Source organism: Paraburkholderia bryophila (genome assembly GCF_003269035.1).
GTDB lineage: Bacteria > Pseudomonadota > Gammaproteobacteria > Burkholderiales > Burkholderiaceae > Paraburkholderia > Paraburkholderia bryophila.
Window position 1 is genome coordinate 1 of the sequence record NZ_QLTK01000058.1, and the last position, 7,979, is coordinate 7,979.

At 68.3% G+C, this 7,979-nt stretch carries 2 protein-coding genes; both read right to left on the bottom strand.

The annotated features are described in order from the left end of the window. Positions 1-2,606: condensation domain-containing protein (locus BX591_RS35420; protein WP_146749862.1), on the bottom strand; the 2,606-nt coding region annotated here is incomplete at its 3' end. 27 nt (positions 2,607-2,633) lie between these two features. After that, a complete protein-coding gene (locus BX591_RS35425; protein ID WP_111935950.1) occupies positions 2,634-7,964 on the bottom strand; it encodes a non-ribosomal peptide synthetase in 5,331 nt (1,776 codons plus the stop codon). Positions 7,965-7,979 lie beyond the last annotated feature (15 nt).

A 7,979-nucleotide genomic window follows, 5' to 3' on the forward strand; every position in this document is an offset into this window, starting at 1 on the left:
CCGAGCCCGCCCACCGGCACTTCGTTGCCATCCGCGTCCAGCACGCACACACTGCGTCCCGGATACGCGACACCGATCGGCGCGCTCACATGGTGGATATCTTCGGGCTGCGTGCGTCGATACAGCGCTGCGACGCTCGTCTCGGTCGGCCCGTACAGATTGTCCAGCCGCACCGACGCGAGGCCCCCCTGGAACCAGCGCGCCAGCGCGTCGCCCGGCAGCCCTTCGCCGCCCACCGTGATCTGCCGCAGCGCCGGCAGCGATTCACGCGACGGCGCCTCGCCCAGCCACTGCTGCCACAGCGCGGTCGGAATCCGCGAGAACGTCACGCGATGCGCCGCGAGAGCGCCGCTGAGCGCCTGCAGGTCCCACGCCGACGCCCCGCGCATGCAGACGCGCCCGCCCATCAGCAGGGCCGGAAGCAGCTCGTGCAGCGCCACGTCGAAGTTGATCGTCGACGACTGCAGCAGCGTGTCCTGCGCCAAGATCCCGTACGTCCCGATGAAGTCGTCCAGATGCAGCGCCAGCGAACGCTGGCTCACGGCCACGCCCTTGGGCCGCCCGGTCGAGCCCGACGTGTAGATCACGTACGCGAGCTGCTCCGGATGGATCGAGGCGGTACGCTCGCGCAACGCGCTCAGGGCTCGGTCATCAGGCTCAGCACGTTCATCAGGCCCGGCGCCCTCATCCACGATCCGCACCTGCACGCACCCTTCAAGCACCGGCGCGAGCCGCGCCGCGCTCGCCGCATCGACGATCACGCAGCGCACGCCCGCATCCTCGATCATCTCGCGCAGGCGTCCTTCCGGATAGGCCGGATCCAGCGGCACCTGCGCAGCGCCCGCCTTCCAGATCCCGAGCAGCGCCGCGGCGAGCCCCGCCGAGCGCTCCAGACACACCCCCACCCGATCCTCGTGCGCAATCCCCGCCTGCATCAGCGAGACACCGAGCCGGTCCGCCCAGCCATCCAGTTGCGCGTAGCTCACGCGCTCGTCCTCGCAGATCAGGGCAAGCTCCGCGCTGCAGGAGCGGGCCCGCGCCTCGAAGCGCGACACCGTCGACGCATACGGATACGCGACCCGTTGCGCCACGCTCGACGACCCCGCGCCCTCGTCCATCGACAGTTCGCACAGGCGTCGCTCGCCCGCCTCGCAGATCTGCTTCAGCAGCGACACGTAGTGGCCACTCAACCGCTCGATCGTCGAGGCATCGAACAGATCGACCGCGTAATTGAAGGTCAAGCGCAAACCGTCGCTGTCATCCAGCACGTTAAGCACCAGATCGAAACGCGCCGTTTTTGTCGACGCCGCTTCAGGGCGAATCGACAAGCCCGCAAGCTCCGTCTCCTCGCCGCGGCTCGCGACCTCGTAATTGAACATGGTCTGGAACAGCGGCGAATGCGAGCGTTCGCGTTGCGGCTGCAAGGCTTCGACCACGCGCGCGAACGGCACGGCCTGATGCGCCTGAGCTTCGGCGATACGCTCGCCGACATGCGCGAGCAGTTCGCCGACCGTCATCGACATCGACAACTCGGCGCGAATCACCAGCGTATTGACGAAAAACCCGACCAGCCCATGCGTCTCCGCGCGCTCGCGGCCGCTCACCGGCACGCCGACACAAAAGTCCTGCTGCCCGCTGTAACGCGCGAGCAGCACGCAATACACCGCGAGTAGCGTCGCAAACGGCGACACGTCGTGGGTGCGCGCGATCCGCCGCAACGCATCGGCCGTGATGCGCGGCACCGCGACCACGCAGCGCGCGCCTTCCATGCTGCGCTCGACCGTGCGAGCCCGATCGAGCGGCAACGCCAGCAGACTGCGTTCGCCGCCCAGCCGGTCGCGCCAGAAATCCAGTTCGGTGTCGGCTCGACGGTCGCCGGCCCACTCACGCTGCCACAGCGCGAAATCCGCGTAATGCAGCGGCAACGGTTCGAGCGCGGTCTGCGCGCCAGTCGCGTACAACTGCGCGAATTCGCGGCCGAGCAGATCCATCGACCACGCATCGGTCACGATATGGTGCGCGGTGAATTGCAGCACATGCAGGTCGGCGGCCACCCGCGTCAGCACGACGCGCATCACCGGGCCGCGCTCCAGATCGAACGGCTCGCGCGCCTGCTCGCTGAGGCGCCGCTGAAGCAGCGTGTCGTCGTTCTCCGGCCCAGTCGATTCGCTTCCCGGAACAGCCTCGAAACGCCAATCGAAAAGGGCCTCGCCCGAATCGGCGGACGGCGCGGGCACGCCCATCTGAAACGGCACGCCCTGATCCTCGCCGAAGCGCGAACGCAGACTTTCATGCCGCACCGCAAGCCGCTCGAAAACGCCGCGCACGGCATCCGGGTCCAGTGCGCCGGCCATCCGCACCGCGCGCGACACGTTGTACGCCGAGCTCGACGGATCGAGCCGCCACATGAACCACAGCCGCTCCTGCGCATGTGACAGCGGCGCGCGCGCCGGGCGCGGCGACAACGCGACGATCGGCAACCGGTCGACCGGCAGCCCCTTGTCGGCCGCGCGCTGGCGGAACACCGCGCGCTTGTCCGCGGGTAACGCCGCGTACTGTTTAGCCAACCCCAGCATTTCATCCTGACGTGCGGAACTCACACTCATTACCTATTCCTTTGTTTGCCGATGCGCTCAGTCATCGAGCATGGACAGCAGATCCTTGAACTGACTGGCCGGGTTGTCTTCTTCATCGCGTTCGCGTTCGATCTCTTCGTCGAGCGCCAGTGCGATCTTGCGGACCGTGGCGAGCCGGAACAGTTGCGCCACGTCGACCGGACGACCGAACGACACCGCCATCGCGCTCGCCAGCCGGACTGCCAGCAGCGAATGACCGCCGAGCTCGAAGAAATCGTCGTCGATACCGACCTCGGCCACGCCGAGCGCAGGCGCCCACAACGCGCACAGCGTCTTTTCCGTCGCGGTGGCCGGCGGCGTGCGCGACGCCAAGGCGCCGGGTCCGCCCACGGCGTTCGCCATCGCGTGCAAGGCCTTGCGATCGAGCTTGCCGTTCGCCGTCAGCGGCATGGCGTCGATCCGCTCGATCGCGGACGGCGTCATATGCGCGGGCAACACCTGCGCGAGTTCCTGACGCAGTCGCGCCGTGTCGAACGCGCCATCGTGCCCGGCATGAGCGACGAAGAACGCGACCAGACGGCGCGCTTCACCCTCGCCCGCGAGCGCGACCGCCGCGTGCCGAACATCGGTGCCGCGCCCGAGCTGCGTCTCGATCTCTTCGATCTCGAGACGGTAGCCGCGGAACTTGATCTGCTGATCGAGCCGGCCGAGATAGTCGATGCCGCCGTCGAGCCGCGCTCGCACCAGGTCGCCGGTGCGATACAGGCGCGTGCCCGGCTCGCCGAGGGCATCAGGCACGAACCGCTCGGCGCTCAAGCCGCCTTGCCCCACGTAGCCGCGCGCCAGATTGGCTCCGCCGATGCACAACTCGCCGACGCCGCCGGCCGGCACGGCACGACCGGCCCGGTCGAGCACGCGCAGCACCGTATGGCCGACCGCTTCGCCGAGCGTGATCGGTGCATCGGCGCGAGCAATGTGCGCGACGCTCGACCAGATCGTCGTCTCGGTCGGGCCGTACATGTTCCAGAGCGCGACGCCGCGCGCGAGTAATTGCGCGGCGAGGTCCGGCGCGAGCGCTTCGCCGCCGCACAGCGCGACAAAACGTCGGCCTTGCGATGCACCTTGCCAGCCGCCTTCGAGCAGCACCCGCCAACCCATCGGCGTGGCCTGCATGACGGTCGCGCGGCTGTCGTCGAGCAGCGCCGCCAGACGCCGGCCGTCGGTCACCACGGCGCGCGGCGCGATCACCACGGTCGCGCCGGCGATCAGCGGCGCGTACAGTTCGAGCGCGAAAATATCGAACGAGACGGTCGTCACGCTCACCAGCGTGTCGTCCGCGCTGACGCCCGGGCGCTCGCTCATCGACGCCAGCAAGCGGGCAAGGCCGCCGTGCGTGACCGCGACGCCCTTCGGACGTCCTGTCGAACCCGACGTGTGGATCACGTAGGCGAGACGGTTTTCATCGAAGGTTGCGGTGACCGGCAGCGTGGTGTTGTGCTCGTCGTCGAGTTGGTTGTAGCACTCGTCGCGATTGTCGAGCGGGTCGTCGCACTCGTGGTCGCGCTGGTCGTCGAGTTGGTCGATCCGCACCAGCTTGCGGCCGGCGAACAATGCCTGGTGCAGTTGCGCGCAGGCTTCGTCGGCGACCACGACGCCGACCTGCGCGTCGTCGAGCATCGCGCCGAGTCGTGCGGCGGGATACGACGCGTCGAGCGGCACGTAAGCCGCGCCGCTCTTCAGCGTGCCGAGCAACGCGGCCGACAGACCCACCGAACGGTCGACGCACACCGCCACACAGGTGTCGTCTTTCACGCCGAGCCGCCGCAAGCGTTGCGCGATCCGGTTCGACCACGCCTCCAGTTGCGCGTAGCTCAACGTGGCGTCGCCGCTGACAACCGCCGTGCGAGCCGCCATCGCGCCGCTCGCATGCCGCGCGATGAGTTGATGGACCGGTGTGAACGGCGAGAGGTTGTGAGTGTCGTCGCGCGTGGCGTCGTGTGCGTCCCCGTCTACGCCGTCATGAATCGACATCGCCGGCGCTGAGCTCGACCCAAGCGCGATCGATGCAAGCAGCGGATCGCTTGCCTGCGTGAAACCATCGAGCAAGTCGACGAAATGACCCACGATCGCCGCGATATTGGCGGGGGCGAAACGCGCCGCACGCCATGCCCAATGCAGCGTGATCGCGCCGCGCGGCACGATGGTCAGCGTCAACGGATAGTGAGTGCGTTCGATCGAATCGAGCGCGCCGACATCGAACAGATCGTCGCTCGACGCGAGCGCGGCGTCGGCCGGATAGTTTTCGAACACCAGCAAGCTGTCGAACAACGCATCGCCCGAACGCGCCGACCAGCGCTGTATGTGCGCAAGCGGCGTCTGTTCGTGTTCACGCATCGCGCTGTTGATCTGCTGCAGGGCGGCGAGCCACACGGACAGAGGTTGTCCATCGGCGACGTCGGTCCACACCGGCAGCGTGTTGATGAACAGACCGAGCATGTCGTGCGCGCCGGCGAGATCGCCGGGACGCCCGGCCACCGTCACGCCGAACGCCACCTGTTCGCGATTGCCGTAACGCGACAGCAGAATCGCCCACGCACCCTGCATCAACGTATTCAATGTCACGCGATGCCGCTGCGCCACGTTACGCAGCCGCTCGCTGAGGCCGGCGTCGAGCGCCACTTCACGCGTACCGATGAGCTCCGGCGCCGGTTGCCCCTCGGCGCCGAACGCCGGCGTGCCGAGGCTGCCGGTCAGCAAGGCCGGTTCGTCGAGCAACGCGATCCGCTCCTGCCACCAGGCTTGCGAGGCAGTTTCGCGGTCTTCCGCCGCGAGCCATTCGAGGTAGTCGCGATAGCGCGCCGGTTCGCGCCGCGCCGACGCAACGCCGTGCCGTTGCGCGCGATATTCGTCGACGATCTCGCCGAGCAGCCGCGCACCGCTCCAGCCGTCGACGAGCGCGTGATGATGCGTGCGGATCAGATCGTGCGCGCCGTCCGGACGGCGGATCAGCGCGAGACGCATCAGCGGCGGCGACTTCATGTCGAAGCCGCGCGCCACGTCCGCCTCGCGCCACGCAAGCAGTCTGGCGTCGTACATGACAGGATCGAGAGACGACCAGTCGTAGTCGGCGAACGGCACGTCGATCTCGCGATGCACGACCTGTAGCATGTCCACTTCCGGCGAGACCATGAAGGCCGTGCGCAGAATATCGTGGCGCGCGGCGGCGATCTGCCAGGCGGCACGCAAGGCGGCCACGTCGAGCGGACCGCGCAGCGTCAGGCGCAACTGGTTCACGTAGATGCCCGAATTGGCGCCGAGCTGCGTGTGCAGAAGCAAGCCTTGCTGCACCTGCGTCGCCGGATAAATGTCGACGATAGCCGCGGGATCGAGATCCAGCGCGTCGAGCGCGGCTTGCGACATGCGGGCGAGCGGGAAGTCCGATGCATAGAGGCGCGTGGCAGGACGTTGCGCGCTCTCGATCATCGCGAGCAGGTTGTGCCGGAAGCCTGCTGCACACGCTTCGATTTCCTCTTGCGTGAGATGCGGCGTGCGGTAGCGCCAGTTGATCTGCAGTTCGCCACCGGCCACCAGCGCGTCGAGTTGCAACACCTTGATCTGCGCGTCCTGCAGGTCCGCTTGCACCGCTTCGCCGCCCGCTTCGTCGGCGAACGCGAAGCGCGATGAATCGGGCAGGCTCGCGTCGAACTGGCCGAGATAGTTGAAGCCGACCCGCGCGCGCGGCAGGCCCGCGAGGGCTTCGTGCACCGCCGGGTCGATAGCGCCACGCGCTTCCAGCAGCCCCCAGTGCAGCCCGCGCTGCGGCACGGCGGCGAGCGACGTGCGCACCGTGTGCAGCGTGTGCGTCGTGTCGGTCGCGGCTTCGAAGACCACTGGATAGCGCGTCGTGAACCAGCCAACCGTGCGCGTCAGATCGATGTCGTCGAGCACGTCCTCACGGCCGTGGCCTTCGAGTTCGATCAGCACGCGCGACTGGCCGCTGCGTTGCGACAGGGTTTGTGTGAGCGCGGCCAGCAGCAGCACCTCCGGCGTCAGGCCGGTGTTACGGGTGCTGTTGTAGAGCAGCGCCGAGGTGGTGGGTGCGTCAAGACGCAGCGTGTGGGTTTGCGTGGCTTGGGTTTGCGTCGCGTCGGTTTGCGTCTCACCGGTTTGTGTCACACCCGTTTGCGTCGCGTGGGTTTGCACCGCTTCCTGCGCCGCCGTCCGCAACGCCGGCCACGGCGTCACCCCCGTCAACCGCTGCTGCCACCAGCCCAGTTCCGCCAGCCGCTCGGCACGCATGCCGTACTCCTGCTGACGCACGCTCCACACGCTGAACGGCGTGCTGCGTGCGCCCATCCCGATCGCCTCGCCGCGCTCCGCCTGCTCATAGGCCTGCTGTAACTGCTCGAGCAGGATCCGCCACGACACCCCGTCGACCACCAGATGGTGGATCGCCAGCAGCACCCGCTGGCCATGACGGCCCACGTCCAGACACGCCGCCTTCAGCAGCGGACCGTTGCCCAGGTCCAGTTGCTGTTGCACCCGCGTGCAGGCGTCGTACAGCGCCTGTTCCCAGCCGTCGGCGTCGCCCACGCTGATCCGTTCGACCAGACTCGTGGCGGGCAGGGCAGCCGTGGCAGGCGTCAAATCCGCAGGCTCCGAAGCCTGCGCAGCACCCGATGCCTGCACCGGCACCTGCGCCGCCACCGGCACCACCCGCTGCGTCCAGCCCCCCGTCCCCGCTGCGCGCGCAAACCGCAACCGCAGCGCATCGTGCTGCGCCACCAGCGCCTGCAACGCACACTCCAGCACCGCCTCATCCAGCTTCCCGCGCACACGCAGCAGCACCGCCTGATTCCAGTGCGACGGCGCCTGCGCGAACCGTTCGAAGAACCACTGCTGGATCGGCGTCAGCGGCACCGCCTCATGCACTTCAGCCTGCCCCGCCCGCGTCCCTTCAGCTTCACCCGACTCCGCCAGCGCCATCGCCACGCGCGCCTGCGCCTCGATCGTCGGATGATCGAACACCTGCTTGGGCGTCAGCTTCAGCCCCATCTGTCGCGCCTTCGCGATCAGTTGCAGGCTCACGATCGAATCGCCCCCCGCCTCGAAGAAGTTCTGCGTCACGCCAAGCTGCTGCGCCTCCCGTCCCAGCACCGCCGCCCAGATGTCGCGCAACTGCGTCTCACGCTCATTGCGCGGGGCCACCGTCTGCACCTCCTGATCCTCGCGCGGCGCCGGCAACGCGCCCCGGTCCAGCTTGCCGTTGGCCATCACCGGCAACTGCGCCAGCTTCATCCAGCCGCCTGGCACCATGTACCCCGGCAGACGCGCCTGCAACGCCGCCTGCAGCTCGCCCGCCTGCGCCTCGCCCACCCAGTACGCCACCAGCCGCCGACGCTC